The sequence below is a fragment of the Cellulomonas sp. PhB150 genome, from assembly GCF_003755175.1.
Lineage (GTDB): Bacteria > Actinomycetota > Actinomycetes > Actinomycetales > Cellulomonadaceae > Cellulomonas.
In genome coordinates this window covers 280028-306681 of the sequence record NZ_RKHX01000004.1, presented here as the reverse complement: position 1 = coordinate 306681, position 26654 = coordinate 280028, and the positions used below count along the sequence as shown (strand labels likewise).

Here is a 26654-nt window from a genome sequence, read left to right as displayed (position 1 = left end):
GTTGCCTCCATCGAGCGACGATGTAGGCAAGCCTTACCTTCATGACGTACGCTTCCTGACACATCGTCACCAAGAAGTCTCAGGAGCGCTCGTGACCACCACCGCCGTCCGTCCGGCCGACGAGGCCACCGCTGTCCCGCTGTCTCTCGCCCTGCGCGAGGGCACGCGCGCCGAGCACGAGAGCGCGGAGAGCAGCGGCTTCGTCGAGCAGCTCCTCGGTGGCCACCTGGACCGGGACGCCTACGCCGCGCTCGCCGTCCAGCAGCTCGCGGTCTACACGGCGCTCGAGGCCGCCGGTGCTCGGCTCGTGGCGGCGGGCGCGGACCGCGGCCTCGTCTTCGACGAGCTGACCCGCGTCCCGGCCATCGAGACCGACCTCGCCCACCTGCTCGGCGCCGACTGGCGCGACGAGATCGCCTTCCTGCCGGCGACGCTCGCCTACGCGCAGCGCCTCGAGGCCTGCGGCGACGACCTGTCGCTGTACGCCGCGCACGCCTACACCCGCTACCTCGGGGACCTGTCGGGCGGCCAGATCATCAAGCGGATGATGCAGCGCCACTACGGCTTCGAGCAGGACGGCATCGCGTTCTACGACTTCCCCGAGATCCACAAGCTCAAGCCGTTCAAGGACGTCTACCGCGAGCGGCTCGACGCGCTGCCGCTCGACGAGGCGCAGCGCGAGGCCGTCGTCGAGGAGGCGCGCGTCGCGTTCCGCCTCAACCAGGCCGTCTTCGCGGAGCTCGGAGCGGCCCGCGCGCAAGGCTGACGCGCGGGCGGACGGGTGACGTGAGCTGGAAGGTCCCCCGATCGTGTCGTGCGGACGGCCGCGGTGGACGATGATGGCCCCGTGACACGACGCGGCGCCGCCTCGCCGGGCGCGCGTGCGGGACGACGTTCCGCCGCGGCCCTCGTCGGCGTACGCGGACTGGCCCTCGCCGCGCACCGCCTGGACCGCTGCCGCACCCTCGAGGACGTGCAGCAGGCGACGACCCGGATGGGCGTCGAGGTGCTCGCCGCCCGCCGCGTCGCGTTCTGCCGGATCGAGCAGGACACGAGCCGGATCCTCGACATCACGCCGCAGCCGACGGACCCGCGGCTGCTGTGGATGGTGCGCTCGTCGTACCGCGCCGACGACCGCCCCGCGCTGCGCGCCCTGATCAGCGAGCGGGCCAGCTGGGTCGCGCACGCCGTCGACATCGAGGGGCAGCCCGTCGCCGAGGGCGACGAGGAGGCCGGCGACGCGGTCGAGATCGCCACCCTCAACGAGGTCGATGCGGGCTCCGCGCTCGCCGCGCCGATCATCGTCAACGGCGCCGTCTGGGGTCAGATCTACGCCGTCAAGGCCGTCGGCGAAGGCCTGTTCACGGTCGACGACGTGGCGCGCGCCGAGGTCCTCGCCGCGCTGGCCGCCGGCGCCGTGGCCCGTGTCGACCTCGAGGACCAGGTCCGCCACCTCGTGGCCGACGACCCGCTGACCGGCCTCGCCAACCGCCGCGTGGCGGACTCCGTGGCCGAGTCCGCGCTCGAGTCCGGCGACGAGACGTGCATCGTCATGTGCGACGTCGACGGGCTCAAGCGCGTCAACGACCAGATGGGCCACGACGCGGGCGACGACCTGCTGCGCACCGTCGGCGACGTGCTGCGCCGGGTCGCCGACGCCCTCCCGGGCACGACCGCGGCACGCATCGGCGGCGACGAGTTCGCCCTCGTGACCGTAGGACGCAAGCGGTCGGAGGTCGCCGAGACCATGGCGACGACGCTCGCGATGTACCCCCTGCCCCACGGTGCCGCGATCTCCTACGGCCTCGCCTCGACGGCGGTGTCCGGCCCCGTCTCGGCGCGCCAGCTCTTCCGCCGCGCCGACGTCGAGCAGTACCGGGCCAAGCGGGCGCGCGCCCGCCGGCTCAAGGTCGCGACGCCGACCGCCGACCCTGCGGTGACCGCCGAGCGCGTCGTGGTCGTCGGCTCGGCCGCGATCGCCGCCGCCCAGTCCGGCGTCGTGCCGCGGCTGTGCGCGCTCGCGGCCGCCGTGACCGAGACGATGGGCGGCTCGGCGTGGGCCGTGCTGATGAAGCGTGGCGAGGAGAGCTCCGCGATCGCGCGCGGCGGCAGCCCGTCCGACCTCGAGCGCGACCAGTCGACGACGACCCTCGAGCACGGGCCGTGGCTCGTGGAGATCGGCGTCTCGTCCACCGCCGCCGAGGGTGGTGTGGTGAAGTCCGCGCTCGACGCGCTCACCGCCGTCGCGGTGATGGGCGCGAGCTGACGTCAGCCGTGCAGCGGTAGGGAGAGGACCGCCGCGGCGCCCGGGACCAGCCGGACGGGGACGCCCCAGTCCTGGGCGTTGAGGTGGCAGGCCGGGTACTCGATCGCCGGGTCGTCGTCGCAGCTCGCCGCGTGCGCCGTGACGTGCAGGACGCCCTCGGCGACCGCCGGGTTGAGACGCAGGGTCCGGGTCAGCGGGACGTCGTCGCCGGCGCCGTCGAGGAGCAGCTCGGGCGGGGTCGACGAGACCTGCAGGCGGGTCGACGGCCCGTAGCGGTCGTCGTACTTCTGGCCCGTGGCCGGTGTGAAGACGACGTCGAGCGCGACCTCCCCGGGAGCGATGTCGGTGACCGGGCGCTGCGTGCGGTGCGTGCCGCCGTCGACGTGCTCGCCCGCGGCGATCGGGATGCGCGTGACCCGGTGGGCGGCGGACTCGACGACGAGCAGGCCGTCGGGCAGCACGACGAAGCCGCTCGGCTCGGCCAGCCCCGAGGCGATCGTCGTGACCTCCCCGTCGGCGTAGCGGCGGACGGCGCCGTTGTAGGTGTCCGCGACCGCGACCGAGCCGTCAGGCAGCACGGCCACGCCCAGCGGGTGCTGGAAGCGCGCCTCCGACGCGGGGCCGTCGCGGTGGCCGAAGTCGAACAGGCCCTCGCCGACCGCGGTGCGGATCGTCAGCGGAGAGGGCTCGACCCAGCGCAGCGACGACGTCTCGGAGTCGGCGAACCAGATCCGGCCGTCCGGGGCGACGGCCAGCCCGGAGGGCTGCGCGAACCACGCGTCCGGGCCAGGGCCGTCGAGAAGACCCTCGTTCATCGTGCCGGCGACGTGAGTCGTCGTCCCGGCCACGGCGTCGAACGTCCACAGCGTGTGGTTGCCGGCCATCGCGACCAGGAAGGCGGCCAGGTCCTGCGACCACACGACGTCCCACGGGGACGACAGCTTCTGCCCGCGGGCGCCGTCGCTGACGACGTTGTCCGCCGCGCCGACCATGTACTGCTCGCCCGTGCCGGCGACCGTGGTCACCATGCCGTCGGACAGCCGCACCCCACGCAGCGCGTGGTTCACGGTGTCGGCGACGAGCACGTCGTACCCGAGCGCGCCGCGCAGCTCGTCGGGCACGAGGCAGAGGCCGTTCGGCTCGTTGAAGCGTGCCTCGCCCGGCCCGCCGTCGACCAGGCCGCGCTCGCCCGAGCCGATGCGTCGGACCAGCGTCTCGGCGTCCGCGGCCAGCTCGGCGAGCGAGTGGTGGCCCGCGTCGGCGACCAGCAGGTTGCCGTTCGGCAGGGCGATCGCCTTCGCGGGGAAGCGCAGCGTGCCGGACGTCGGCTCGGGCGGGACGTAGGGGCCCGAGCCGCGGTGCAGCGTGCCCTTCGCCTCGTGCTCGGCGACCAGCTCGTCGACCAGGATCTCGACGTTGCGCCGGTGCCCCTCGCCCGCCATCTGCGCGACGACGTAGCCCTCGGGGTCGATGACCACCAGCGTGGGCCAGGCGCGTGCCGTGTACGCGGACCAGGTGACGAGGTCCGGGTCGTCGAGCACCGGGTGGTGGACGCCGTACCGCTCGACGGCGGCGGCCAGCGCGACGGGATCGGCCTCGTGCACGAACTTCGGCGAGTGCACGCCGACGATCACCAGGACGTCGCGGTGCGCCTCCTCCAGCTCACGCAGCTCGTCCAGGACGTGCAGGCAGTTGATGCAGCAGAAGGTCCAGAAGTCGAGGACGACGATCTTGCCGCGCAGGTCCGCGAGGGTGACGTCGCGGCCACCGGTGTTCAACCACCCGCGCCCGACGAGCTCGGACGCACGGACGCGGGGGAGACGAGCGGTTGGAGCAGTCACGTGCTCAGTCAACACGAGATCGTGACGTGGTCATCCCGCGGGAGGCTCAAGCACGACCGGTCCGACGACGCCCACGTTCACCGGACCGCGGACCGCTGTTCACCGGCTGCTCGCCCGGCGCTGCCAGACTCCGCCGGATGACCCAGACAGCCCTCGCGCCGGTCGCCGGACCGGCGGGTGACCTCCCGGCGCATGGCGCCCCCGCGCGGGGCACCCGGCTGCGCGCGCTCGACGGGCTCCGGCTGCTGGCCGCGCTGGCGGTCTGCCTCTACCACTACACCGCGCGCTCGGACATGACGCGCCGCTGGGGCGCGGACCCGGCCGACCTGTTCCCGCGGATCTCCTCGGTCGCGGTCTACGGGCCGATCGGCGTACAGCTCTTCTTCATCATCAGCGGGTTCGTCATCTGCATGAGCGGCTGGGGGCGCACGGTGCGTGCCTTCGCGGCGTCTCGCGTCGCGCGGGTGTTCCCGGCCTACTGGGCGGCGCTGGGCCTCCTCGTCGTCGCGATGGTCGCCTTCCCGAAGGTCGCGGGGACACCCCGGCCCGACGACGTCCTCGTCAACCTGACCCTGCTCCAGGTGCCTGCGGGGGCGCCACGCATCCTCGGCGTGGACTGGACGCTGTGGGTCGAGGCGTGGTTCTACGTGCTGTTCGCGATCGCCGTGCTGCGCGGCGCGGGTGCGAGCCGGGAGCGCGTCGTGCGGTTCGCGTGGGTGTGGCTGGCCGCGTCGCTGCTCGTCACCGCGATCGACTCGCCGCTGCTCGACGAGCTCCTGATGCCGGACCACGCGCCGTTCTTCGTCGGCGGCATGGCGCTCTACCTCGTCCACCGGTTCGGCAGCACGCCTGGCCTGTGGGCGCTGGTGGCGGTGAGCTTCGCGCTCGGGCAGCGGCGCGTGGTCGCGGACCTGTGGCACCCCGGCACGGACATGTACATCCAGCGCTCGCCGGTGGTGATCATCGCGGTGGTCGCGGCCTCCTACCTGGCGGTCGCGGCGGTCGCGCTGGGCTGGCTGCGCTGGGCGAGGTGGCGGTGGCTGACCACCGCCGGGCTGCTGACCTACCCCTTCTACCTCGTGCACGAGCACCTGGGCTGGTTCGTCATCACCTCGCTCTCGCGTCGCGGGGTGGACCCGCACGTGACGCTCACGCTGACGATCGTCGGGATGCTGTGCCTGGCGTGGCTCGTGCACCGCCTCGTGGAGCGGCCCCTGGCCCCCGTGCTCAAGCGGGCGATCGCTGCCCGTCAGAGCGAGAAGGACGCGACGAAGGCAGCGGCGTAGACCAGAAGGCCGACGACGAGGACGTCGACGCAGCCCACCTCATCACACGACCCATCCCGGTGTGCCACGATCCGGGGGTGACCATCGGACTCGTGCTGGGCGGCGGAGGGGTGCGCGGCGCCGTGCAGGTCGGCATGCTGCGCGCCCTGTTCGAGGCGGGGATCGTGCCGGACACGATCGTCGGGACGTCCATCGGCGCGATCAACGGCGCGGCCGTGGCGCACGACCCCACGATCGCCGTGGTCGACCGGCTCGTCGAGGCCTGGGCCTCGCCCGCGGCCGCCGCGATCTACGGCGACTCCTGGCCCAAGCAGCTGCGCCGGCTCGCGAGGTCGCGCACGCACCTGAACGACCCCGCGCCGCTGCGCGCGCTGCTCGTCGACATGCTCGGCGAGGACCCGACGTTCGAAGGGCTGCAGGTGCCGCTGGCCGTCACCGCAGCCAGCATCGAGCGCGCCGCCGAACGCTGGTTCGACTCCGGGCCGCTGATCCCCGCGGTGCTCGCGTCCTCGTCGGTGCCCGGCATCCTGCCCGCCACCGAGATCGACGGCGAGCACTTCGTCGACGGGGGGATCGTCAACTCCATCCCGCTCGGCGAGGCGATCCGGCGCGGTGCCACCCGGGTGTACGTGCTGCAGGTCGGCCGGATCGAGGAGTCGCTCGTGGTGCCCGACAAGCCGTCGGACGTGGCGCGCGTGAGCTTCGAGATCGCGCGCCGGCACCGGTTCTCCCGGGAGATCGACATGGTCCCCGAGGGCGTCAGCGTGCACGTGCTGCCGAGCGGCGGCGCGAAGCCGGGCGACGAGAAGCTCACGTCGTACCGCAAGCTCGACGCGACGCGGGCGCGCATCGACGCCGCCTACGAGGCGAGCGCGCGCTACCTGGCCGAGCAGTGACTTGGCGCCTGCCGCCCCGCTGGGTGCGGCGTGTGCTGCTCGCTCCGCTGCTCGTCGCCGTCGCGCTCGTGTGGCTCCCCGTCGGGGCGGTGCTCGTCGTGCTCGTCGGCGGCGTGATCACGTGGCTGCTGCCCGGGAAGCTCCGGGTCACGCGCATCCTGTGGATGGCGACGTTCTACCTGTTCTGGGACGCGGTCGTCATCATCGTCGCGTTCGCGCTGTGGGTCGCGTCCGGGTTCGGCTGGGCGATCCACCGGCCGCGCTTCCAGCGGGCCCACTACGTCTTCGCGGGCCGGATGCTGCAGGTGCTGTTCTGGCAGATCCGCTGGACGCTGCGCCTGACCATCGACGTGCAGGACGCCGACGTGGGTGCCGTGCTGACCGGCCGCCCGATCATCGTCGCGAGCCGGCACGCCGGACCCGGTGACTCGTTCATCCTGGTCCACGCGCTGCTCAACTGGTTCGACCGCGAGCCGCTCATCGTCCTCAAGGACACGCTGCAGTGGGACCCGGCGATCGACATCCTGCTCAACCGCCTGCCCACCCAGTTCGTCACGCCGCACTCCGCGCGCCGCACGGGCGCACCCGGCCTCGCGTCGGCCGTCGGCGACCTGGCCGAGCTGCTCGACGACCGCAGCGCGCTGCTCATCTTCCCCGAGGGCGGCAACGTCACGCCGCGGCGCCGGACCGCCCGGATCGAGGCGCTGCGGGCCCGCGGCCGCGACGACCTCGCCCTGCAGGCCGAGCAGATGGTCAACGTCATGGCGCCCCACGCGGGCGGCCTGCTCTCCGCGCTGGAAGCCGCACCGGACGCCGGCGTGGTGTTCGTCGCGCACACCGGCCTCGACCGGCTCGTGACGACGCGCGACATCTGGCGCGAGCTGCCCATGGACAAGCGGATCATCATGAAGGGCTGGTCGGTGGACCCGGCCGACGTGCCGCGCGACCGTGCGGCGCAGGAGGACTGGCTGTTCGCGTCGTGGCTGCGCACGGACCAGTGGATCGCGGCCAACGACCCGGTTGGCCTGTCGAGCGACGTCGGCTGAGCGGACCGCGCTCGATCAGCGGCTGTGTTCAGCGTTCATGCCGCCATGCGTGACCAACGCTGAACACAGGCCCGCGAGCGGGCGTCAGACCCGGTCGAGCACGTAGATGCGCGGGTGGTGGCCCTTGGCGAAGACGCGGGTGACCTCGCGGAGCTGCCACTGGTCCGTCTCGCGCAGGCAGCGGTCCATGAGCTTGATCTCGTGCGTGAGCACCAGCAGGCGCGCGCCGGGCGCGGCCAGGCGGTGGGCCGAGCGCAGCAGGTCGGCGTGCAGCTCGGCGTTGGTCGCGTGCGAGCCGTGCAGCGTGCCCCACGGGGGGTCGGCGAGCAGCAGGTCGTAGCCGCCCTCGAGCTGCGGGTCGCGGATGTCGGCGGTGATCAGCGTCGCCGCGCGGGTCAGCTTCGCGGCCGCGAGGTTCTCGACGGCGGCGGCGATCGCGTCGTTCGAGTCGTCGATGCCGACGGCCGCCGCCGCGGGGCCGGCCAGCAGGCGCTCGATCAGCAGCGTGCCCGAGCCGCACATGAGGTTGACGACGCGGTCCTCGGGGACGACGCCGGCGATCCGGGTCATGGCCGCGGCGATCGTGGCGTTCGCGGCGCCCGGGTAGTCGGCCTCGCGCCAGGGGCGGGCGGACAGGGGGCGGTTGCCGACGCGGACCAGCACGTCCCAGCCGGGGTCGCCCTCGCCGCGGGCCGGGCCGCGGCGGACGCGGACGACGAGCTCGCCGTCCTTCTCGTCGTACTTCAGCCCGGTCGCGGCGTTGAGCTCGGAGGCCAGCCGCGCGAACACCGAGGAGTCGCTGCCCGCCGCCTCGAAGCGGAAGGTTGACGAGCCGGCGACGCGCAGCGAGGCGTACATGGCCTCGACGATCCGGGCGAGGTGGTCGCCGCTGGTCAGCGACTTGGGCCGGGGAACGTCGAAGTGCAGGACGAGGAAGACGGCGACCGCCGTGGTCAGGCGCCGGGTGTGGGCCAGGGGGGTGCTGACCGCGACCGCGAGGGCGTCGTCGCGGCCGGCCACCGGGGCGGCTGGGCGGCGCGGGTGCAGCACCTCGGCGATCTCGTCGGCCAGCACGTCGCCCAGGCCGGGCAGGAACGTGACCTCGATGGGGGTCTCGCGGGGCTGGTCGTCGCGGGCCGCACCACGGCGGGTGGGGGTGGGTCGGCCGTGGTGGCGCGCGCCGGAGGGTCGCCGGCCGCGGCCGGACGCGGGAGCGGGCACCTCAGGCGGGGACGAGCACGGGCGCGCCGACGGCGCGGAGCACGAACGCCTCGGTCTGGGCGATCGCGCGCTCGCGGGCCGGGCCGTCGTCGGGCACGCCGCGCCCGGACAGGCACGCGTTGACCAGCGGGACCGTCGTGTCGAGGTCCTGCTCGGGGAAGGCGCCCGACGAGATGCCGGCCGCGAGGATCTCGCGCAGCACCTGCTCGACGATCACCACGTGCTCGCGGACACGCTGCTGCGTGCTGCGGGACAGCACCGAGCGCAGCTCCGGCCCGGGGGCCACGTGGTAGACGCGCTTGAGCTGCGTCTGCTGGCGGACGTAGGTGCGCAGCTGCTCGACCGGGTCGTCGATGTCGTCCAGCGCGCGCTGCAGCGTCGCGGCGTACTGGTCGGTCTCGTGGGTGATGAAGCTGACGAGCAGCGCTTCCTTGTCCGGGAAGTGGTTGTAGACCGCCGTGCGGCCGACGCCGGCCGCCTGTGCGATCTCGGCGAGGGTGATGGCGTCGAAGCCCTGCTCGGCCATGAGGGTCGACAGCGCCGCGAAGAGCTTCTGGCGGGTCTGCTCACGGTGCTCGTGCAGCGATCCGCCGATGATCTTGGGCATGGTGACATCCTCGCACGTCGCGTCAGAAAACCACACCGCCCGCGGGGTGATCCGTGCGATGTGCACAGGCCCTTCACCTGCCGCCGCCCTGCCGGAACTGGACACGCGTCCCTACACTCGAAGAGGTCCCGACGACGACGTCGGCCAGGAGGTGCGATGAGCGTCGCCACCGTGAGCGCGGCACACGACGAGTTCGTCACGACCGGGCAGGCGCCCGGCCGGTCCGTGCGCCGCGTGGTGGCCGACTCGTGGCGCCGCAGCCGCCGCAGCGGCGTCGATCCCGAGCAGTCCTCACCGCCCGTGGACGTCAGCGCGAACGACCTGGCGGGCCTGCGCCGCGAGCACCCGCTGTCGGTCGCACTGCCGGTCGTCCGCCAGCTCCTGCTCGACCGGGACCCCGGTTGGGTCGCGGCCCTCACCGACCAGACCGGTCGCCTGCTGTGGGTCGAGGGGGACGCGCGCGTGCGGCGCCAGGTCGAGGTCGCCGGCTTCGTCGCGGGCGCGGTGTGGCGCGAGGACTGCGCGGGCACCAACGCGCCCGGCACGGCCCTGGCCACCAACCGGGAGGTGCAGGTCATCGGCACCGAGCACTGGGCGCGGCCGGTCCAGCCGTGGAACTGCGCGGCCGTCCCGGTGCACGACTCCGCGGGCCACGTGCTCGGCGTGCTCGACGTGACCGGCGGCCCCGTGGTCGCCTCGGGGCTCGCGATGCAGCTGGTGCGCGCGACGGCCGCCGCCATCGAGGCGACGATCGCCTCGCGGCCGGTCGGGGGCACCTCGGCGGTCCCTGCCGGACCGCCGGTGCCCACCCTGCGTGTCCTCGGCGGCCAGGGCGGGACGCTGGCGCTCGACGTCTCCGCCCACCGCCTCGGGGGACGGCACGCGGAGATCTTGCTCCTGCTCGCGGAGCACCCCGCCGGCCTCACGGGCGACCAGCTCGCCGTGCTGCTGTCCGACGCGGAGCTGTCCGACGTGACGGTCCGCGCGGAGGTGTCCCGGCTGCGCCGGCTCGTCGGGCCGCTGCTCAGCGAGTCGAGGCCCTACCGGCTGACGCGCGCGGTCCGCACCGACGTCGACGTCGTCCGCGCCGCACTGGCCGTCGGTGACACGGCGCAGGCCCTGGCCGCGTACGCCGGGCCGGTGCTGCCGCGGTCCGTCGCGCCGGGGGTCGAGAAGGTGCGCACCCGGCTGGCCGACGAGCTGCGTGCCGCGGTGCTCGCGTCGCGCGACCCGCAGCTGCTCGCACGGTGGGCGGCGTCCGACGAGGGCGCCGACGACTGGGCCGCCTGGGCCGCCCTCGCCTCGTCGAGCGTGCCCGGCTCGGCACACCACCTGCACGCGCACGCGCAGCTCGCCCGCCTGGACCGCGAGATCGGCCGCCGTCACCCGCACGAGTGAACTTCGGGTGCCGGACTGCGATGATCGCGGGCCTCGCGCACGCTGGACAGATGACCGAGTCACATGTCCATCTCACCGACGACGATGTCCGCGCAGCGCGCCGGGCGTGGTTGACGGCCCACGAGGAGGACCCCGACTCGGGGCGCACGGCCCGCCTGTACGACGGCTACCGGCGCGTGGTCAGCGCCCAGGCGCAGCAGATCGCGGACGACTTCCGGCGCCGCCGCGCGGAGCGGTAGGCAGCCCCGGCAGGTGTGCAACGGTCGTGCAACGTGCCGCGACCTACCGTGCAGCAGGATCGCGGCAAAGGTGCCGCGCCCCGGACGCCTCGTCGTCCGGATGACCTGCCAGGAGGCGCGATGACCGTCTACGCAGCACCGGGACAGCCCGGCAGCCCCGCTACCTACCGTGACCGCTACGACCACTGGATCGGCGGCGAGTACGTCGCTCCCGCGGCGGGCCGGTACTTCGAGAACCCGTCACCCGTGAACGGCAAGACGTTCTGCGAGGTCGCCCGCGGCGACGCCGACGACATCGAGCGCGCGCTCGACGCGGCGCACGGCGCGGCCCGCGCGTGGGGCAAGACGTCCGCGACCGAGCGGGCCCTGGTCCTGAACAAGATCGCGGACCGCATGGAGCAGAACCTCGAGATGCTCGCGGTGGCCGAGACGTGGGAGAACGGCAAGCCGGTGCGGGAGACGCTCGCCGCGGACATGCCCCTCGCGATCGACCACTTCCGCTACTTCGCGGGTGCGATCCGCGCGCAGGAGGGCTCGATCTCGGAGATCGACGGCGACACGATCGCCTACCACTTCCACGAGCCGCTGGGCGTCGTCGGGCAGATCATCCCCTGGAACTTCCCGATCCTCATGGCCACCTGGAAGCTCGCGCCCGCCCTCGCGGCCGGCAACTGCGTGGTGCTCAAGCCCGCCGAGCAGACGCCGGTCTCGATCCTGCTGCTCATGGAGCTCATCGCCGACCTGCTCCCCCCGGGCGTCATCAACGTCGTCAACGGGTTCGGGGTCGAGGCGGGCAAGCCGCTGGCCTCGTCGCCGCGCATCCGCAAGATCGCCTTCACCGGCGAGACGACCACGGGCCGCCTGATCATGCAGTACGCGTCGCAGAACATCATCCCGGTCACGCTCGAGCTGGGCGGCAAGAGCCCGAACATCTTCTTCGAGGACGTCGCCCGGGAGAAGGACGCGTTCTACGACAAGGCGCTCGAGGGCTTCGCGATGTTCGCCCTCAACCAGGGCGAGGTCTGCACGTGCCCGTCGCGCGCGCTCATCCAGGAGTCGATCTACGACGGCTTCATCGGCGACGCGATCGCGCGCGTCGAGGCGATCACGCAGGGCAACCCGCTCGACACCGAGACGATGATCGGCGCCCAGGCGTCCAACGACCAGCTCGAGAAGATCCTGTCCTACCTGGACATCGGCCGGGCCGAGGGTGCCAAGGTGCTGACCGGCGGCTCGCGCAACGTGCTCGAGGGGGACCTCGCCGAGGGCTACTACGTGCAGCCGACGATCTTCGAGGGCAAGAACTCGATGCGGATCTTCCAGGAGGAGATCTTCGGGCCGGTCGTCGCGGTCACGAGCTTCGCCGACTACTCCGACGCCATCCACACGGCCAACGACACCCTCTACGGGCTGGGCGCCGGCGTGTGGTCCCGCGAGGGCGAGATCGCCTACCGCGCGGGCCGTGACATCGAGGCCGGTCGGGTGTGGACGAACTGCTACCACGCGTACCCGGCGGCGGCGGCGTTCGGGGGCTACAAGGGCTCGGGCGTCGGCCGCGAGAACCACAAGATGATGCTCGACCACTACCAGCAGACCAAGAACCTCCTGGTCAGCTACTCGGGCACCAAGCTCGGCTTCTTCTGACCGAGCCGGACCACCAGCCCGATCTAGCCGCACTTGTGACGGGAGTGCGCTCCTGAGGCTCCGCGGGGCCTCAGGGGATGACACCCGTCACAAGTGCGGCTAGGTGGGGCCAGGAAGGGAGCGCGATGGGAATCCCCGAGAGGGTCGCCGTCACCGAGGCGGCCGCCACGCTGCTGCGGCAGCTGCGCGAGCAGCACGGCGAGCTGATGTTCCACCAGTCGGGCGGCTGCTGCGACGGCTCGTCGCCCATGTGCTTCCCCGTCGGCGAGTTCTTCACGGGCGACGTCGACGAGCACCTCGGCGACCTGGACCTCGGCGACGGGGTGGTCGTGCCGGTGTGGATGACCAAGGCGCAGTACGAGTACTGGAAGCACACGCACCTGACGATCGACGTCGTGAAGGGTCGCGGTGCGGGGTTCTCGCTCGAGGCCCCCGAGGGCGTGCGCTTCCTCATCCGGTCGCGCCTGCTGACCGACGACGAGTACGGCGAGCTGCACACCGCGGGCGTCGTCTAGCCGGGATAGCGTGCGGGCATGACGACGCCGGACGCCGCCCCCGCCATCGAGCCCGACGACAAGGACTGGACCTGGGTCCTGCAGGAGCGCTGCCCGGAGTGCGGCTTCACGGCGTCCGACGCCGAGACGACCGCCATCGGCGGGACGGTGCGTGACCTCACGCCCCGCTGGGTCTCGGCCCTTCACCGCACCGACGCCACCCAGCGCCCGGGCCCGACGACGTGGTCGACGCTCGAGTACGGCGCGCACGTGCGCGACGTCTTCCGGGTCTTCGACGGCCGCCTCGCGCTCATGCTCGACGAGGTCGACCCGCTGTTCGAGAACTGGGACCAGGACGCCACGGCGCTCGCGGACCGCTACGACCTGCAGGACCCGACGGTCGTCGCCGAGGAGCTCGCGGACGCCGCCGACGTGGTCGCGGACCGGTTCGACTCCGTGCCCGACGACGCGTGGGCGCGCACGGGCCGTCGCTCGAACGGGTCGGTCTTCACGGTGCAGACGCTGGGGCAGTACTTCCTGCACGACGTCGTCCACCACCTGCACGACGTGCACGCCTGAAGTTGTCCACAGGGTTCGTCCACAGCCGGTGGGTACTGCGGGTGAAAGCCTGTGGACAAGTCCGCCGGACCGGTGGACGAAGCGGATCACACACATGGCCGAAACATTGACTCGCTAGCGTCCGGCCATGAGCCAGGTCTGGGGTGTCCCCGCGGAGCTCGACGGCCAGCACGTCGTGGCCCTGCCGAGAGGTACGGACGTGCTCGCGCTCGCCGGCGCGTGGTTCGCCGCCGCGGCCTGGGAGGCCGTGCCCGTGGCCAGCGCACCCGCGACGAGGATGGCCGGCGCGCGATTCCGGGGCGTGGTCGTGCAGGAGGCAGCCGTCGCCACGCTGGGCCGGCTGCGGCTCGGTGACGCCGGGGTGCTCGTCGGACCGGCACCCTCGCCCGACCACGACGTGTACGGCCTGGCCGAGGGCGGCGACCGTGCCGTCGGCTGGATGACCGCGGCGGCCCGCCGCACCGGCGGGCTCGTGGTCTCGCCCGACCGTGCGCTCTCGCTCGTGCCGGACCGGAACGCCGACGTGACCCTCACGCTCTGGTCCGCCGAGCCCATGGCCGCGGTCGACGCGGTCCCTCTCGTCCGCCCCGCCCTGGCCGGTGCGCGGCTCGGTCCGGTGGACCTGCCCCGGCCGAACGGCTCCGCCGATCCCGGACCGCAGCCGTTCGGCGTCACGGCCGTGTTCGACTACGACGGCGCGGTCACGCTCACGATGTCCCGCGCGACGAACGGCCCCGTGGTGCTCGGCAGCCTCGACTGGCGCGAGCACGGCCCGTGGGCCTACCGCGTGACGTGGGAGCCGCTCGAGCCCGGCGAGCTCGAGACGGAGACGCCCTCGCCCCTGCACGTCATCGCGCGCGACCGGGTCATGCCGTCGATGGCGCGCGTGGTCGCGGCGCTGTGGCGGGCGGTCGGCGGGACGGTGGTCGACGCGGGCGGGTTCGTCGTCACGTCCGACGAGCTGCGCGACCGCGCGACGCCGCACCGCTGAGCGTCAGGAGAACGGCTCGGAACCGGCCGGCACCAGGTCCACGGCGACGCTGAGCCGCGAGCCCGACCCCTCGGTGAAGATGACCCCGCGCAGCGGCGGGACGTCCTGGTAGTCACGCCCCCAGCCGAGCACCACGTACCGGTCGTCGACGAACTGGTCGTTGGTCGGGTCGATGTCCACCCAGCCCGCGCCCGGCACCCAGGCCGAGACCCACGCGTGCGAGGCGTCCGCCCCCCGCAGCTTCGGCCGGCCGGCCGGGGGTCGCGTCTCGATGTAGCCCGAGACGTAGCGCGCGGGCAGCCCGTGGGCCCGCAGCGCGGCGATCATCAGGTGCGCGAAGTCCTGGCACACGCCCGCGCCCTGGGCGAGCAGCTGCGCCTGCGTGGTCGAGACGGTGGTCGAGCCCGACCGGTAGGCGAGCTCCGTGCGGATGCGGTGGGCGAGGTCGACGAGCAGCTCGCCGAGGGGCCGGTCCGGCGTGAACGAGGGCTCCGCCCACGCGCGCACCTCGTCGCCCGGCACGGCGTGCGTGGAGGGCAGGACCAGCTCGCGCAGCGCGACGAGCACGTCGGGCGAGACCGCCGCGGCGGAGTCGCCCGTCTCGACCGACCGTGCGGTGTCCTCCCAGGTGACCGCCGGGAGCGAGTCGAGCGTCGCGGCGACGCGGCTGACCTCGATCGTCGACCGCGCGGTGACCACGAGCCGGGTGTGCGCGCGGGTCACGCCGTAGTACGTGGTCCGGTTGCCGTAGTAGTCGATGTGGGTCGAGGTGTCGGCGGGCGCGGGGTCCACCTCGACGGCCGCGGCCAGCACGGCCTGGCCCGGCAGGTCCCGCGGCGTCATCGTCGTGCGGCCGTAGGAGTCGGTGACCGGGCCGCCGTAGGTGTAGGTGGTGCGGTGCACGAGGTCGTAGGTGCGCGTCACGGGCGGTCCACCTCGTCGGCCGCGTCCCACGGGTCCTCGAGCGCGCGGCTCGGCCCGGGCCGGGCGAAGTGCACGCGCTGGATCTCGTCGGCCGCCGAGCGCAGTCGCCACGACATCGACTCGAGCGCCTCGCCGAGCCGGTCGCGGCGCCCGTCGGCCTCCGCGACGGTCGCCGGGTCGAGCTCCGCGACCAGGTCCGCGACGTCGGACAGGAGGTGCTCGGCGCCCGGCACCGTGCCGAGGTCGTCCGTGAGCCGGTCCAGCTGGAAGGCCAGCGCGCGCGGGTTGGTGCGGTCGAGCAGCAGCAGGTCGAGCACGGCGGGGACGCCGGCGCCCGAGGTGTAGCGGCGGCGGAACGTGATCGACGAGTCGTGGGAGAGGACCACCGCGTCGACGAGGAAGCCCTCGACGGCCGGTGCGCGGTGCTCGACGAGCGTCGCCTGCAGGTGCCCGACGACGTGCTGCGCGCGCTCGATGCGGCGGCCCGCGTCGAGGAACCGCCAGCCGACGTCGCGCACGAGCCCTTCCGCGGCGATGCCGGCCACGGCGTGCAGCGCCTCGAGCACCTGGTCCAGCACGGGCCGCAGGCCCGCGGTGGCGAGGCGCGGGTCGTCGAGGCGGCCCAGGTCGAGGGCCTCGTCGGGCGCGGGCCGTCGCCTGCCGCGCTCGGCGCGCAGGACGCGCTCGATGCGGGCCAGCGGGCCGAACGTCTCGCTCGAGAGCTGGTCGCGGACGGTCGCGGCCGACGAGCCGAGCCGCCGCAGGGCGGACGCGACGGACGTGGCCGTCCGGGCCTCGAGGGCCAGCTCGCGCAGGCTCGCGCCCGTGCGCTCGTCGTCGGGCTCGAGGCCGCCGATCAGCACCGACAGCGCGCGGCCGCCGGCCGAGCGCGGGCGCGCGTGGAAGTCGTCCCAGCGGTCGACCACCACGCGCAGCAGCCGTGCACGGTCCTCGGCCCGCTCGGCGTAGCGGCCCATCCACCACAGGTTCTCGGCGGTGCGCGGCGAGATGCCGGCGGCCTGCCGCCGACCGCCGCTGGTGACCTCGAGGGACGTGTCCTCCGCGGCCTGCTCCGTCTGGCTGGACAGCACCCACACGTCCTTGGCGACGGCCCCGGACGACGACGACACCACGGCTGACCCGGCCACGCGGGCCAGCCCGCCGGCCATCACCGCGTACGAGCCGCGGTGCGCGACCGCGTAGGTGCGCAGCATCGCCGACTGGGACCCGCCGTCCCCGTCGGGACGGTGGCCAGGCTCCTGCCCGGCCCAGGCCCACGGCTCGGCCGCGATCCGCGCCGCGAGCCGCTCGCGCCCGGCGGCGTCGAGGGTCCAGCCCTGGATGAGGCCGGGCGCGGTACGGCGGACGGTCGGCAGGACGACCAGCTCGTCGAGGTGGGCCAGGACGTGCGAGAGGCCGGCCGGGTCGCCCGCCCACCACGTCGGGGCCGAGGGGAGCACGAGGTCCTGGTCGAGGATCGTGCGGGCCAGGCGCGGCAGGTAGGCCAGCAGCGCGGGGTTCTCCAGCACGGAGGCGCCCAGCGGGTTGACGACGCTCACGTTGCCGGCGCGCAGCGAGCGGACCAGGCCGGGGACACCGAGCCGCGACCCCGTGCGCAGGTCGAGCGGGTCGCACCACTCGGCGTCCACGCGGCGCAGCACCACGTCGACGGGCTCGAGGCCGTCGAGCGCACGCAGCCACACGCGGCCGTCGCGCACCAGCAGGTCCGTGCCCTCGACGAGCGGCAGGCCGAGCATCGAGGCGAGGTAGGCCTGGTCGAACGCCGTCTCGCTGGCCGGGCCAGAGGTGAGCAGCACGATGCGCGGCTGCTCGGCGTGCGCGGGGGCGACGTCGCGCAGAGCGCCGCGCATCGCGTGGAAGAACGGGCCGATGCGCTGGATGGAGGCCTGCCGGTAGACGTTGGCGAGCACCTGCGAGACGACGCGTCGCCCCTCCATCGCGTACCCGGCGCCCGAGGGCGCCTGCGTGCGGTCGGCGACGGCTCGCCAGCCGCCGGCCGGGTCGCGGACCAGGTCGGTCGCCGTGAGGACGAGCTCGCGCCCGCCGGGCAGGCGCAGCCCGTCGACCGCCCGCAGGAAGCCGGGGTGCGCGACGACGGACGTCGGCGGGAGAAGCGAGTCGGTCAGCAGCCGGCGCGCGCCGTAGACGTCCTGCAGGACGGCGTCGAGCAGCTCCGCACGCTGCACCAGCCCCGCGTCGAGGTCGGACCACTCGGCCTCGTCGACCGTGACCGGGGCGGGGTCCAGGCGCCAGGGCCCGGCGCCCTCGGGGCGGTCCGCGCCGTAGGTGACGCCGTGGTCCGCGAGGAGCCGCTCGGCGTCCTCCCGCGCGCGCTCGAGCGCGGCGGGGTCCGGGGCATCGGCCGGGTCCGCGAGCCAGCCCCAGTCCGGGCGGTGCTCGGGAGGGCTCCCGTCCGCGGACGGCCGCGGGGACGAGAGCAGGTCGGTCACACCCGGGAGTCTGGCCTATGACCGGGCAGGTGCGCGCCTCCGGCACGCCCCCCGGCCTGGGCGGGTCGCCCGTTCGCGCACGCTCGTGCTCGGTACGGTCGGCCCATGCGGGGGTTCAGCGGGCTGCGGGCGCGGCTGTGGTGGGAGCGGGCGTTCTGGGTGCTGCCCACGATCGGTGTGCTGCTCGGGGCGTACGTCGCGGTGCAGATGGCGCTGCTCGACGGCGTGCTGCCGGTCTCCGACCTGGTCTCGGCGTCCGCGATGACCGGCATCCTCACGGCCGTCGGCGGCGGGATGGTGACCTTCACGGGGTTCGTGTTCTCCTTCGTGGTGCTGCTCCTGCAGTTCGGGTCGAGCCAGTACTCGCCGCGCTCGGTGTCCTACTTCCTGCGCGCCCGCTCGACGCAGGTCATCCTCGCGATCTTCGTCGGGACGGTCGCCTACGCGTTCCTCAGCGTGGTCGTCGTGCCCGACGAGGTCGAGTCCGGCGCGATCTGGACCGTCGGCATCGCCGTCCTGCTGCTGTTCGTCAGCCTGCTCGCGTTCATCGCGCTGCTGCACTCGGTCGGCAGCCGGGTGCGGGTCGACGCGGTCCTCTCCCACCTGGGCCGCACGGCCCGCGGCGGGATGGCCCGCCGGCTGCACACTGCGCGCCGCGTCGACGTGGTCGAGGAGGAGCTGGCCGAGGACGACCGGCCCGTGCGGGAGCTGCGCTACGGCGGGCACACCGGGCAGGTGGTGGCGATCGACGTGCGGCGGCTGCTGCGCAACGCGCGCCGCACGGGCTCGCGGCTCGAGGTGCTGGTCCAGATCGGGGACTCGGTGTCGCGCGGCACGCCCGTCGTACGCGTGCACGGCCCGGGCCTGGACGGCATCCTCGCGCGCTGCCTCGTCGTCGACGTCGAGCGCTCGCTGCGGCACGACCCGCTCTATGCGCTGCGGCTGCTCGTCGACATCGCGCTGCGCGCCCTCTCGCCGGCGGTCAACGACCCGACGACGGCCGTGCGGTCGCTCGACGAGATCGAGGAGGTGCTGCGCGAGACGTCGGTGCTCCGGCTCGGTCCGCGGGTGCTGCGTGCGGGCGACGGCGTCGTCGTCGTGCCCCGAGCCACCTGGCAGGACGTCGTGGACCTCGCCCTGCTGGAGATCACGGTGTTCGGGCAGGGGCAGCCGCAGGTCACGCGTCGTCTCACCGCGATCCTCGACGACCTGGTGGTCGACCTCGACGACGAGCGGGCCGCACCGCTGGTGCAGCTCCGGGAGCGGCTCGGCGCGCTCGTCACCGGCGGAGACGCGGAGCTGGCGGCCGTCGCGCTCACCGCGGACCGGCAGGGCCTGGGTGGCACCCGCGGCCGCGCGCTCTCCCGGGCGGCGGGCATCAGCTCCCGCTGACGACCGACTGGATCTCCGCGACCGGGACCTCGGCGGTCGCGGTCCGTGTCAGGTTCGCGAGGTCGTGCGTGCCGGGATCGCGGTTCGAGGTCCACGACGCGCGCCACGTGCTCACCGCGGTCATGGTCGCGGTGGGTTCGTCGTGGCCGGCCTTGACCGGGAGGTTGGCCGACGAGCGGTCGAAGGTGATCGCGCAGGGGGTGTGCTCCGCGCCGGCGGTCCAGGCGACGCCGGGGCCTCCGCAGTCCGTCGTGCGCGCGCCGTCGGCCCCGACGACCATGTCGTCGAGCGTTGCCGTCACGGTCGCGCTCGTGCCGCTGGGGATCGTCGCCGTCACGCTGACCGACGTGGTCGGGTCGTCGAGCCAGACCCAGGTGTCGAGCCCGACGAACGTCGCGCCGTCGTCGGTCCGGCTGGGGTTCCAGCGGATGTGGCCGTCGGGCAGGGTCGTCGCCTTGTAGGCGATGCGCGCGAGCTCCTCGGGCGGCACCTCGACGTCGGTGGGCGGGGTGTCGTCGGCCTCGACGTAGACGGTGTCGTGCGTGCCGTAGTACTGCTTCCAGGCCGCGTTGTACCCATCCGTGGTCCCGGTCCACCGCTGGACGTCGCAGTACGGATACCAGTAGCCGCCCTCGTCGTCGTCCTTGTGGTCCTGGTAATGGGGCTCCGGGGAGAACCGGTCCTCCTCCGGAAGGTTGTGCTGCAGCTGGGTGAACGAGCCGCCCGGCCCCCACACCGCGGCGTACTCCTTGCCGGTCATGAGGAAGTCGTAGTAGCAGACCGGGGGCGTGGTGAGGTGCTGCTCGGGGATCGTGTACGAGCCGCCGGTGCTCGTGCCTGTCCCGGTCACGGTGACGCTGACGGTGCCGCCCGAGCTGTGGCCCTCGGCGGTGTCGCACGCGGTGTGACCGCACAGCGACCCGTCGGCTGCCGCCCCCGTGGCCGAGACGATCGTGGCGGCGCCGGCGATCAGCAGCGTCACGGAGAAGGCGAGGGCGCGGTTCAGCATGCGTCGCCCGCGGTGTAGGTGTCGACGGTCCAGGGGCTGCCCGCCGCGTGGGTCATGGTGACCTTGATGATGATCGGGTCGAAGCCGGCCTCGGGCCCGGTCTTGGTGCTGCCGTCCTTGAGCGTGAACAGCCAGTCCGACGAGACCTGGCAGGTCTCGATGGAGGCGGAGTCGGCGTCAGCCTTGACGTCGACGAGCTGCACGCGGTTCGCGCCGGACAGCGTCGTGCCCGCCTTGGCGTTCCCGTCGACCTGGCTCTTGACGTTCGTGTAGACCGCGGGAGAGGTGATCGCCCGCAGCTCGGCCGGGATCTTCGCCGTGGTCAGCGCCTTCCAGAAGTCGGCCTCGTACAGCGTGTAGACGTCGACGGCGGCCTTGGCGTCGCCAGTGACATCCGGCAGGTCGGTGAAGATGATGCCGAGGTCGGTGTCGGTCCGGTCGATCGGCCCCTCCGCCGCGGCGGTCGGCGTCGCCGTAGGCGTCGGGCTCGGAGGTGCGGTCGTCGTCGCGGGGGTGGTCACCGCGGTCGTCATCGGCCCGTCCGGCGCGTCGTCGGACGTGCACGCCGTGGAGGAGGCGAGCACGAGCGCCGCCATGGCGAGAGCGGCCCAGCCCCGGTGCATCGGTTCTCCTCGTCGTCGGAACGACGGCGGGCCGGGGCGGGCGTGGTGCCCGACTCGACCCGATCGTCCGGATCACTGTATCCGGGGCGCCTGACGCCCACCGCCGGAGTTTCAGCCGCCGCGGTTCGGTGGCTCGAAGTGGATGCCGTCGTGCCCGGCCTGCTCCTCCGCGCGGATGACGTGCATCGCCGCGTTGATGAGGGCCAGGTGCGTGAACGCCTGCGGGAAGTTGCCCAGGTGCCGGCCGGAGCGCGGCTCGATCTCCTCGGCGTACAGGTTGAGCGTGCTGGCGAACGAGAGCAGCCGCTCGCACAGGGCCCGCCCGCGGTCGAGCTCCCCGATCTCGACGAGCGCCGAGACCAGCCAGAACGAGCAGATGGTGAACGTGCCCTCCTCGCCGGAGAGGCCGTCGTCGGTCTCCTCGACGCGGTACCGCAGGACGAGGCCGTCGATCGTGAGCTCGTCCGCGATCGCCAGGACGGTCGCGCGGACGCGCTCGTCGTCGGGCGGCAGGAACCGCAGCAGCGGGACCAGCAGCAGCGAGGCGTCGAGCGCGTCGGAGCCGTACCGCTGCACGAACACCCCCCGCTCGTCGACGCCGTTGGCGCAGATGTCCGCGTGGATCTCGGCGGCCAGCTTGCCCCACTGCTCGGCGAAGTCCGGCTCGTCGTGCATCCGCGCCAGACGGGCGCCGCGGTCCAGGGCGACCCAGCACATGAGCTTGCTGGAGGTGAAGTGCTGCGGCTCGCCGCGCACCTCCCAGATGCCGCGGTCGGGCTCGTGCCAGTGCTTGATGGCCTCCTCGACCTGCCGCTTGAGGATCGGCCACAGCGCCTCGGGCAGCTGCTCGCGCGACTTGGTGTGCAGGTAGACGGAGTCGAGCACCGCGCCCCAGACGTCGTGCTGGCGCTGGTCGTACGCGCCGTTGCCGATCCGCACCGGGCTCGCGCCCTCGTAGCCGGTCAGGTGGTTGAGCTCGTGCTCCTCCAGCGTGTCCTCACCGCCGACGCCGTACATGATCTGCAGGTTCTTGTTGTCCCGGCAGACGTCGTGGATGAACGCGAAGAAGTCGTTCGCCTCCCGGTCCAGGCCGAGCGTGTACAGCCCCCACAGGGCGAAGGTCGAGTCGCGGATCCAGGCGTAGCGGTAGTCCCAGTTGCGCTCGCCGCCCGGCGTCTCGGGCAGGCTCGTCGTCGCGGCGGCCAGCAGTGCGCCCGTCGGCGCGTAGGTCAGGCCCTTGAGCGTGAGCGCGCTGCGCTGCAGGTAGGTACGCCACGGGTGGTCCGGGAAGACGCCCTGCGTGATCCACTCGCGCCAGAACTCCTGCGTGCGCCAGAGCATGTCCGCGGCCTCGTCCCACGTCGACGGCGCGGGCAGCGGTGACCACGACAGCGCGACGTAGGCCTTGTCGCCGTTCGTCATCCGCGTGCGCGCCGAGGCGGTGCGCCCGTCGATGCCGAGCCGCAGGCTGGACGTGAGCCGGAGGGTGGGCCCGCCGACCTCGGGGTCGGGCACGGCCTGGATCTCCTTGTAGCCGCCGCCGGTGTAGTCCCAGCGCGCATCGGTCCGGCCGTAGTCCGGCGCGGGCGCGCAGGTGACCTCGAGATCGACCGTGCCGCTGACGCACGTGATGGTGCGCAGCAGGATGTGCTCGGCATCGTCGTCGGTGGGGGTCCTGCGGTGGGTGGCCGAGCGTTCCTGCTCGTTGTGCCACGGCCCCATGACCATCGCGTCCCGCACGATCAGCCACCCGGTGGGGGTCTGCCACGTCGTCTCGAGCACGAGGGTGCCGGGCAGGTAGCGCCGGGCGGTCGGCACCCGGATGCCGTGCGGGCCCACGCGGAACGAGCCGGCGCTGCGGTCCAGGTTCGCGGCGAAGATGCTCGGCGAGTCCGGGCGCGGCACGCACATCCACTCGACCGCGCCGGCGGGGGAGATCAGGCAGTTGGACTCGCAGTCGGACAGGAACGCGTAGCTCGCGATGGGCGGGAAGCTGGAACGAGATCCCGTGTCGGAGGGGGTGCCGTGCGCGGGGGGCGGGGTCGCAGGGGCCATGCCTCAGCGTGCTGCATCGCTGACACGGTTGTCAGCCCCCTGCGCTGTGACGTGGTTCGCCTGCCTCATCGCGACGGGGCCGGGAGGCGCCTCCGTTCAGCGTTGATGCTGCTCTGTGCGAGCAACGCTGAACACAGGCGTCACGGGGCGACGCCGGAGGCCCCTCGGTCACGCCGAGGGGCCTCCGGGCCGCGCCGTCATCAGGCCGTCGCGTCGGCCTTGAGGTCGTCGACGAACGTCGGGTTCTCCTCGAGCCACGTGCGAGCGGCACCGTCGAGGTCCTTGCCCTCACCCTCGTTGAACATGAGGTTCTCGAGGGAGAACAGCTGCTCGTCGTCCAGGCCGAAGCTCTTGATCCACGAGCCCAGCGTGGGGAAGTCGTCGCTGAAGCCCTGCCGGCCGACCGAGTAGATCTGCTCGGCGTCGCCCATGGCCCCCTTCGGGTCGGCGAGGTCCTTGATCGGGTACTCGTCGTAGGCCCAGTGCGGCCGCCACAGCGTGACGGCGATGTTCGAGCCTGCCGCCGTCGCGCCCTTGACCTCGGCGAGCATCGCCGGGGTCGACGAGATGAGGAAGTCCATGTCGTCGAGGCCGTAGGCGGGGATCGCCTCGTCCTGCGTGATGCGCGTGAGGCCGGCGCCGGACTCGATGCCGACGATCCGGTTGCCGAACTCGTCGGCGTGCTCGGCCAGCTCGTCGAGCGAGGAGATCGGCGCGTCCTCGTTCACGGCGATGGTCAGCTTCGCGTCGTCGTACCAGTGGCCCAGCTTCTCGAGCCGGTCGCCGTACTTCTTGTCGTAGTCCTCGTGCGTCGACGGGAGCCACATGTCGAAGTTGACGTCGAAGTCACCGCCGGCGAGGCCGGCGAAGACCAGGCCGGCCTCCGCCTCGTCCGTCTTCACGGTGTACCCCTCGTCCTCCAGGACCACCTTGAACAGGTGGGAGACGGCGATGCCCTCGTCCCAGCCCGAGTGGATCCCGATCGAGACCGTCGAGAGATCGCCGTTGTCCAGGCGCCCGTCGGAGGACGAGCCCTGGTCGGGCGAGTCGGACGAGTCGGACGAGCAGGCGGCGAGCGTGAGCGCGAGCCCGGCTGCTGCCGCGAGTGCTGCGACGCGGTGATGCTTGCGAATGCTGTGGTGCATCGTTTCCTTCCGTGCGGTCCCGGCCCGGTGCCGGGTACCTGGGGTGGGGATGTCAGGCCTTCGACAGTGCGAGGGCCTGGGCGACCTTGGAACGGCTGCCGAGGGCAGCGGTCACACGGTCGAGGAACATGGCGAGCACGACGACGGCCAGCCCGGCCTCGAAGCCGAGCGAGACGTCGACACGCTGCAGCGAGGACACGACGTCGCGGCCGAGGCCGCCCGCGCCGACCATCCCGGAGATGACCACCATCGACAGGGCGAGCATGATCACCTGGTTGACGCCGGCCATGATCGTCGGCATGGCGAGCGGCAGCTGGATCTGCCGCAGGATGCGGCCCTCGCTGGAGCCGAACGCGTGGCCCGCCTCGACGACCTCGCCGTCGACCTGCCGGATGCCGAGCTCGGTGAAGCGGACGCCGGGCGCCATCGCGAAGATGACGGTGGCGACGAGGCCGGGCACCACGCCCACGTGGAAGATGACCACGGTCGGGATCAGGTAGACGAAGGCGGGCATGGTCTGCATGAAGTCGAGGACCGGCCGCACGACCCGGGAGACGTGGTCGTTGCGCGCCGACCAGATGCCCACGGGCACGGCCAGGGCGAGCGCGACGAGGCTCGCGAGCAGGACGAGCGCGAGCGTGTCCATCGCGTTCTCCCACTGGTCGACGCCCGCGATGACGACGAAGCCGACGAGGGAGCCGACCGCGAGGCGCCAGCCCTTGACCGCGTAGGCCAGTGCCGCGAGCAGCAGCGCCACCATCCAGAACGGCGGCCCGGCGAGCACGTGCTGGAGGAGCTCGTAGCACCACTCGATCACGGAGCGGACGTGGTCGAACACGTCGCGGAACGTGGTCGTGACCCAGTCGACCGCCGACTCGACCGCACTGCCCAGGGGCAGGCGGGGGACGAGATCGGTCGCAGCCTGCGCGCTCATCGGGCCACCTCCATGTCGTCGACGGGCACGACGGGCGTCTCACCGGTCGTCACCCCGGGCGGGACCATCGCCTCGAGGAGCGTCACGCGCGGTACGACGCCGACGAGGCGCCCCGCGTCGTCGGTGACCGGGAGGGGCAGGGGCGTCTCGGCGGACGGTGCGAAGACCTCCGCGAGCGGGGTGTCCACCGACACCGTCGGCACGGAGACGTCGAGCAGGGAGTCGAGGGTCTCGACCTTCCCGGCCCGCACGGCCGCGACGGCGTCGGCGTCGCGGACCACGCCGCGCAGCACCCGCGTGCGGTCGACGACGTACGCGGCCGCCACCTGGTGGTCGCGCATCGTGCGCAGGGCGAGCCGCGGGCCTCCCGAGAGCTGGACGACCGCGGCCGGGCGGCGCATCACCGAGCCGGCGGTGAGCACGCGCGTGCGGTCCACGTCGGCGACGAACTGCGCGACGTAGTCGTTGGCGGGCTCGGACAGGATCTGCTCGCTCGTGCCGACCTGGACGATGCGCCCGTCGCGCATCACCGCGATGCGGTCGCCGAGGTACATCGCCTCGTTGAGGTCGTGCGTGATGAACACGATGGTCTTGCCGAGCGTCTGCTGGAGCTCGAGGAGCTGGTCCTGCATCTCGCGGCGGATCAACGGGTCGAGCGCCGAGAACGCCTCGTCCATCAGCAGCACGTCGGTGTCGGCGGCCAGGGCTCGAGCCAGGCCGACGCGCTGGCGCATGCCGCCCGAGAGCTGGGACGGCAGCGAGTCGGCCCACTGACCGAGCCCGACGAGCTCGAGCGCCTCGCCGGCCCGGCGCCGCCGCTCACCGCGGTCCACGCCCTGGATCTCCAGCGGGTAGGCGGCGTTGTCGATCACCGTGCGGTGCGGGAGCAGGGCGAAGTGCTGGAACACCATGCTCACGCGGCGCCGGCGCAGCTCGCGCAGCTGTGCGCTGCTCACGGCCGACAGGTCGTCGTCGCCGAGCCAGATCTGCCCGGCCGTCGGCCGCCAGAGCCCGTTGAGCATCCGGATCAGCGTCGACTTGCCCGACCCCGACAGCCCCATGACGACGAACGTCTCGCCCGAGCGCACCTCGAAGCTCGCGTCGATGACGGCCGCAGTCCCCCACTGCCGCACCTCGTCGCGGCTCACGCCGGCCCGGAGCCGCTTGACGGCCTCGCCCGGCCGCCGGCCGAACACCTTGTACACGCCCTCGGCGCGCAGTCCTGTCACGTTCATCCCGTCTGTCAGCGGCGCACCGGGAACGCCGCGGCACGGGCTCGAAGCGGTCCCCCGAGGGGACCGTCCTGCCCGGGACGAGGGTCTGGCGCGCACCGACCGGCCGCACCGCACCAGGCCCGTCAGGGTCGCGCGGTGATTGCGTCGGAACGCTGCACCGCCGCGGGGGCGGTCCGCTGCGCCGAGCTCGGGAGCGGGTGCTCCGACTCGGGCTGCGCACGAGGTTCCGGACCAGCCGGTCGTCGATCTGGTCGCCGCCCACCCTGCCCCTGGATCGTTGCCTGACCAAACCTGCGATGCCGGGTCTGTCCGGGAATGTCCCGCCGGGGTGCCGCGGCGGCGTGCCCGCTGACCTGCA

General features: G+C 73.2%; 23 protein-coding genes. 12 read left to right on the top strand and 11 right to left on the bottom strand.

The window, feature by feature from the left end:
• Positions 1-91: 91 nt before the first annotated feature.
• Together EDF34_RS14490 and EDF34_RS14485 are read left to right on the top strand one after the other, a co-directional pair.
• Positions 92-766: a heme oxygenase (biliverdin-producing) gene (locus EDF34_RS14490; RefSeq protein ID WP_233575403.1), complete on the top strand. Its 675-nt coding sequence runs from the start codon at positions 92-94 to the stop codon at positions 764-766.
• A gap of 81 nt (positions 767-847) precedes the next feature.
• Positions 848-2266: a diguanylate cyclase gene (locus EDF34_RS14485; RefSeq protein WP_123372203.1), complete on the top strand. Its 1419-nt coding sequence runs from the start codon at positions 848-850 to the stop codon at positions 2264-2266.
• 2 nt (positions 2267-2268) lie between these two features.
• Here the strand turns inward: EDF34_RS14485 and EDF34_RS14480 are convergent, their stop codons facing one another.
• Positions 2269-4107, bottom strand: a complete 1839-nt coding sequence (locus EDF34_RS14480) for an NHL domain-containing thioredoxin family protein (protein WP_123372202.1) — start codon at positions 4105-4107, stop codon at positions 2269-2271.
• A gap of 137 nt (positions 4108-4244) precedes the next feature.
• Here EDF34_RS14480 and EDF34_RS14475 point away from each other — a divergent pair, with 137 nt between their 5' ends.
• The 3 genes from EDF34_RS14475 to EDF34_RS14465 all read left to right on the top strand — a co-directional run bounded on the left by EDF34_RS14475 (position 4245) and on the right by EDF34_RS14465 (position 7335).
• Positions 4245-5393, top strand: coding sequence for an acyltransferase (locus EDF34_RS14475; protein ID WP_123372201.1), 1149 nt, complete (start codon positions 4245-4247; stop codon positions 5391-5393).
• A gap of 77 nt (positions 5394-5470) precedes the next feature.
• The gene (locus EDF34_RS14470; protein ID WP_123372200.1) at positions 5471-6289 is read left to right on the top strand and encodes a patatin-like phospholipase family protein; all 819 of its coding nucleotides are present in this window, start codon (positions 5471-5473) and stop codon (positions 6287-6289) included.
• A 32-nt stretch (positions 6290-6321) separates the two neighbouring features.
• The gene (locus EDF34_RS14465) at positions 6322-7335 is read left to right on the top strand and encodes a 1-acyl-sn-glycerol-3-phosphate acyltransferase (protein ID WP_233575402.1); all 1014 of its coding nucleotides are present in this window, start codon (positions 6322-6324) and stop codon (positions 7333-7335) included.
• An 84-nt stretch (positions 7336-7419) separates the two neighbouring features.
• Here EDF34_RS14465 and EDF34_RS14460 read toward each other — a convergent pair whose 3' ends face one another.
• A complete protein-coding gene (locus tag EDF34_RS14460; protein ID WP_123372198.1) occupies positions 7420-8556 on the bottom strand; it encodes a methyltransferase in 1137 nt (378 codons plus the stop codon).
• A gap of 1 nt (position 8557) precedes the next feature.
• On the bottom strand, positions 8558-9163 hold the full coding sequence (locus tag EDF34_RS14455; protein WP_123372197.1) for a TetR/AcrR family transcriptional regulator: 606 nt from the start codon (positions 9161-9163) through the stop codon (positions 8558-8560).
• A 156-nt stretch (positions 9164-9319) separates the two neighbouring features.
• On the opposite strand from EDF34_RS14455, the gene EDF34_RS14450 reads away from it, so the two are divergent.
• The 6 genes from EDF34_RS14450 (at position 9320) to EDF34_RS14425 (ending at position 14508) form a co-directional block, all read left to right on the top strand.
• Positions 9320-10561: a helix-turn-helix domain-containing protein gene (locus EDF34_RS14450; RefSeq protein ID WP_123372196.1), complete on the top strand. Its 1242-nt coding sequence runs from the start codon at positions 9320-9322 to the stop codon at positions 10559-10561.
• Positions 10562-10611: 50 nt separating this feature from the next.
• Positions 10612-10800: a hypothetical protein gene (locus EDF34_RS14445; protein WP_148076647.1), complete on the top strand. Its 189-nt coding sequence runs from the start codon at positions 10612-10614 to the stop codon at positions 10798-10800.
• A 120-nt stretch (positions 10801-10920) separates the two neighbouring features.
• Positions 10921-12444: an aldehyde dehydrogenase family protein gene (locus EDF34_RS14440; protein ID WP_123372194.1), complete on the top strand. Its 1524-nt coding sequence runs from the start codon at positions 10921-10923 to the stop codon at positions 12442-12444.
• 125 nt (positions 12445-12569) lie between these two features.
• Positions 12570-12959, top strand: coding sequence for a DUF779 domain-containing protein (locus tag EDF34_RS14435; RefSeq protein ID WP_123372193.1), 390 nt, complete (start codon positions 12570-12572; stop codon positions 12957-12959).
• An 18-nt stretch (positions 12960-12977) separates the two neighbouring features.
• Complete coding sequence (locus EDF34_RS14430) at positions 12978-13517, top strand: DinB family protein (RefSeq protein ID WP_123372192.1); 540 nt, start codon at positions 12978-12980, stop codon at positions 13515-13517.
• A gap of 127 nt (positions 13518-13644) precedes the next feature.
• Positions 13645-14508 carry a hypothetical protein gene (locus EDF34_RS14425; RefSeq protein WP_123372191.1) on the top strand — a complete coding sequence of 288 codons (864 nt, stop codon included), beginning with the start codon at positions 13645-13647 and terminating at the stop codon, positions 14506-14508.
• Between the two features lie 3 nt (positions 14509-14511).
• On the opposite strand, the gene EDF34_RS14420 is transcribed toward EDF34_RS14425, so the two are convergent.
• On the bottom strand, positions 14512-15432 hold the full coding sequence (locus EDF34_RS14420; RefSeq protein ID WP_123372190.1) for a transglutaminase family protein: 921 nt from the start codon (positions 15430-15432) through the stop codon (positions 14512-14514).
• Positions 15429-17903, bottom strand: a complete 2475-nt coding sequence (locus EDF34_RS14415; protein ID WP_123372189.1) for a circularly permuted type 2 ATP-grasp protein — start codon at positions 17901-17903, stop codon at positions 15429-15431. The genes EDF34_RS14420 and EDF34_RS14415 overlap by 4 nt, the downstream gene beginning before the upstream one ends.
• 105 nt (positions 17904-18008) lie before the next feature.
• Here EDF34_RS14415 and EDF34_RS14410 point away from each other — a divergent pair, with 105 nt between their 5' ends.
• Entirely contained in the window at positions 18009-19295 is a 1287-nt protein-coding gene (locus EDF34_RS14410) for a DUF2254 domain-containing protein (RefSeq protein ID WP_123372188.1), read from the top strand.
• On the opposite strand, the gene EDF34_RS14405 is transcribed toward EDF34_RS14410, so the two are convergent.
• From EDF34_RS14405 to EDF34_RS14380, 6 genes are all read right to left on the bottom strand, one after another.
• Complete coding sequence (locus EDF34_RS14405) at positions 19282-20304, bottom strand: hypothetical protein (protein ID WP_123372187.1); 1023 nt, start codon at positions 20302-20304, stop codon at positions 19282-19284. The two genes, EDF34_RS14410 and EDF34_RS14405, sit on opposite strands and share 14 nt — an antisense overlap.
• A complete protein-coding gene (locus EDF34_RS14400; protein WP_123372186.1) occupies positions 20298-20927 on the bottom strand; it encodes a hypothetical protein in 630 nt (209 codons plus the stop codon). The genes EDF34_RS14405 and EDF34_RS14400 overlap by 7 nt, the downstream gene beginning before the upstream one ends.
• A gap of 111 nt (positions 20928-21038) precedes the next feature.
• Positions 21039-22982: a glycoside hydrolase family 15 protein gene (locus EDF34_RS14395; RefSeq protein WP_123372185.1), complete on the bottom strand. Its 1944-nt coding sequence runs from the start codon at positions 22980-22982 to the stop codon at positions 21039-21041.
• A 200-nt stretch (positions 22983-23182) separates the two neighbouring features.
• Complete coding sequence (locus tag EDF34_RS14390; protein WP_123372184.1) at positions 23183-24127, bottom strand: glycine betaine ABC transporter substrate-binding protein; 945 nt, start codon at positions 24125-24127, stop codon at positions 23183-23185.
• A gap of 52 nt (positions 24128-24179) precedes the next feature.
• The gene (locus EDF34_RS14385; protein WP_123372183.1) at positions 24180-25061 is read right to left on the bottom strand and encodes a proline/glycine betaine ABC transporter permease; all 882 of its coding nucleotides are present in this window, start codon (positions 25059-25061) and stop codon (positions 24180-24182) included.
• The gene (locus EDF34_RS14380; RefSeq protein ID WP_123372182.1) at positions 25058-26296 is read right to left on the bottom strand and encodes a glycine betaine/L-proline ABC transporter ATP-binding protein; all 1239 of its coding nucleotides are present in this window, start codon (positions 26294-26296) and stop codon (positions 25058-25060) included. Before EDF34_RS14380 ends, EDF34_RS14385 begins: the two co-directional genes overlap by 4 nt.
• Between the last annotated feature and the right edge of the window lie 358 nt (positions 26297-26654).

Bases quoted from the DNA above. Each gene is read 5' to 3' on its own strand.
- EDF34_RS14455 (WP_123372197.1), bottom strand. From the start codon at position 9,163: ATGCCCAAGATCATCGGCGGATCGCTGCACGAGCACCGTGAGCAGACC.
- EDF34_RS14475 (WP_123372201.1), top strand. From the start codon at position 4,245: ATGACCCAGACAGCCCTCGCGCCGGTCGCCGGACCGGCGGGTGACCTC.
- EDF34_RS14395 (WP_123372185.1), bottom strand. From the start codon at position 22,982: ATGGCCCCTGCGACCCCGCCCCCCGCGCACGGCACCCCCTCCGACACG.
- EDF34_RS14390 (WP_123372184.1), bottom strand. From the start codon at position 24,127: ATGCACCACAGCATTCGCAAGCATCACCGCGTCGCAGCACTCGCGGCA.
- EDF34_RS14380 (WP_123372182.1), bottom strand. From the start codon at position 26,296: ATGAACGTGACAGGACTGCGCGCCGAGGGCGTGTACAAGGTGTTCGGC.
- EDF34_RS14405 (WP_123372187.1), bottom strand. From the start codon at position 20,304: ATGCTGAACCGCGCCCTCGCCTTCTCCGTGACGCTGCTGATCGCCGGC.
- EDF34_RS14445 (WP_148076647.1), top strand. From the start codon at position 10,612: ATGACCGAGTCACATGTCCATCTCACCGACGACGATGTCCGCGCAGCG.
- EDF34_RS14410 (WP_123372188.1), top strand. From the start codon at position 18,009: ATGCGGGGGTTCAGCGGGCTGCGGGCGCGGCTGTGGTGGGAGCGGGCG.
- EDF34_RS14385 (WP_123372183.1), bottom strand. From the start codon at position 25,061: ATGAGCGCGCAGGCTGCGACCGATCTCGTCCCCCGCCTGCCCCTGGGC.
- EDF34_RS14400 (WP_123372186.1), bottom strand. From the start codon at position 20,927: ATGCACCGGGGCTGGGCCGCTCTCGCCATGGCGGCGCTCGTGCTCGCC.
- EDF34_RS14425 (WP_123372191.1), top strand. From the start codon at position 13,645: ATGAGCCAGGTCTGGGGTGTCCCCGCGGAGCTCGACGGCCAGCACGTC.
- EDF34_RS14430 (WP_123372192.1), top strand. From the start codon at position 12,978: ATGACGACGCCGGACGCCGCCCCCGCCATCGAGCCCGACGACAAGGAC.
- EDF34_RS14435 (WP_123372193.1), top strand. From the start codon at position 12,570: ATGGGAATCCCCGAGAGGGTCGCCGTCACCGAGGCGGCCGCCACGCTG.
- EDF34_RS14450 (WP_123372196.1), top strand. From the start codon at position 9,320: ATGAGCGTCGCCACCGTGAGCGCGGCACACGACGAGTTCGTCACGACC.
- EDF34_RS14440 (WP_123372194.1), top strand. From the start codon at position 10,921: ATGACCGTCTACGCAGCACCGGGACAGCCCGGCAGCCCCGCTACCTAC.